Raw genomic sequence first — 1,452 nt, 5'->3', positions numbered from 1 at the left:
GGGGGTGTCAGATGGTCTGTGTAAGCGGGTGGGTCGCCGTTCGAAGGAGAACAGACTGTGACCATGACGAAGCCGAACCCGGAGCGCGAGGAGCGTCGCCGGCAGCAGAAGGAGATCGCGGACCGGTTGAGGTCCTCGGGCGCGCTGGATGAGATCTTCGCGAAGATCGACGCGGGCGAGCCGCTCACCGGTGAGGGCGGGCTGATCGGCGGGATGCTGAAGGCCGCGCTCGAGCGTGGCCTGGATGCGGAGCTGACCGAGCATGTCGGCTACGAGCGCGGCGACCCGGAGGCGTCGCTGTTCGAGAACTCCCGCAACGGCACGACGCCGAAGACGGTCGCGACCGAGATCGGCGACATCGATCTCGCGGTCCCGCGCGACCGGAACGGCACGTTCACGCCGATGCTGGTGCCGAAGGGGCAGCGGCGCCTCGACGGGCTCGACGGGATGATCATCTCGCTCTACGCCGGCGGGATGACGCTGCGCGACATCCAGCACCACCTCGTCTCCACGATCGGCACGGAGCTCTCCCACGAGACGATCTCGAAGATCGTCGACCAGGTCGGCGACGAGGTGCTCGCATGGCAGTCGCGGCCGCTGGAGGCGCTCTACCCGGTGATCTTCCTCGACGCGATCATCGTCAAGATCCGTGACGGCGGGCACGTGCGCAACAAGGCCGCCCATATCGCCGTGGGCGTGGACATGGACGGCATCAAGCACGTGCTGGGCATCTGGGTGCAGGCGACCGAGGGCGCGAAGTTCTGGGCGTCCGTCTGCGCCGAGCTCGCCAACCGCGGCGTCCGGGACGTGCTGATCGTCTGCTGCGACGGCCTCACCGGCTTCCCCGAAGCGGTCGAGGCGACCTGGCCGCAGGCGACCGTGCAGACGTGCGTCGTGCACCTGATCCGCGCCGCCATGCGGTTCGTCTCCTACGGCGACCGCAAGGCCGTCGCCGCCGCGCTGAAACCGATCTACCAGGCCGCGACCGCCGACGCGGCTCGCGACGCGCTCGAGGCGTTCGAGGCGAGCGAGCTCGGGCAGCGGCACCCGTCCGCGGTGCGGACGTTCCGTGACGCGTGGGAGCGGTTCACGCCCTTCCTCGCGTTCCCGCCGGAGCTGCGCCGGGTGATCTACACGACCAACTCGATCGAGTCGCTGAACTTCCAGCTGCGGAAGGTCACCAAGAACCGCGGCCACTTCCCCAACGACCAAGCCGTCGTGAAGCTGCTCTGGCTGGCGATCTGCGACATCGAGGACAAGCGCGCCAGAGACCGGCAGAAGGAACGAGGGCTCCGCTCAGAGCAGCGCAAAGCCAGCGGCCGCCTCGTCGAAGGCCAAGTCACCACGAACTGGAAACAAGCGCTCGAGCAGCTCTCCCTCGCCTACCCCGACCGCATCAACCCCCACCTCTGACCATGACCGCACCGCTTACACAGAAGACTTGACACGCTC

At 68.0% G+C, this 1,452-nt stretch carries 1 protein-coding gene; it reads left to right on the top strand.

Features of this window, described 5'->3' with window-relative positions; all coding sequences use genetic code 11:
* Window positions 1-63 precede the first annotated feature (63 nt).
* Window positions 64-1,413: an IS256 family transposase gene (locus tag ACLQ21_RS15700; RefSeq protein WP_425664908.1), complete on the top strand. Its 1,350-nt coding sequence runs from the start codon at window positions 64-66 to the stop codon at window positions 1,411-1,413.
* Window positions 1,414-1,452 lie beyond the last annotated feature (39 nt).

This window comes from Agrococcus sp. DT81.2 (assembly GCF_049844935.1).
In the GTDB taxonomy this organism is placed as follows: Bacteria; Actinomycetota; Actinomycetes; order Actinomycetales; family Microbacteriaceae; genus Agrococcus.
Note: the sequence above shows the minus strand (reverse complement) of the source record. Positions and strands in the feature narration are given on the sequence as shown.